At 41.0% G+C, this 261-nt stretch carries 1 pseudogene; it reads left to right on the top strand.

From position 1 onward, the window contains the following. A pseudogene (locus SB658_RS24985) lies at nt 1-261 on the top strand (protein translocase subunit SecDF); the annotation flags it as partial.

Below are 261 nucleotides of genomic sequence, written 5' to 3'. Positions count from 1 at the left end.
AGGAATTGTAGCGGTTATTATGTTAGGCTTATACATTTTCGTTACATTACTTGTCTTTAACTGGATGCATGCAGTTCTTACGTTGCCAGGTATTGCGGCGTTAGTGCTCGGGGTAGGTATCGCAGTTGATGCGAATATTATTACGTACGAGAGACTGAAAGAAGAGCTGAAAATTGGTAAGTCAATGATGTCAGCATTTCGTGCTGGTAACCATCGTTCATTAGCAACAATTCTAGATGCGAACATTACAACACTTGCAGC

The sequence above is a fragment of the Bacillus sp. SIMBA_008 genome (assembly GCF_046535495.1).
Lineage (GTDB): Bacteria > Bacillota > Bacilli > Bacillales > Bacillaceae > Bacillus > Bacillus subtilis.
The sequence above is the reverse complement of the archived record's forward strand: the minus strand, read 5'-3'. Positions and strand labels throughout refer to the sequence as shown.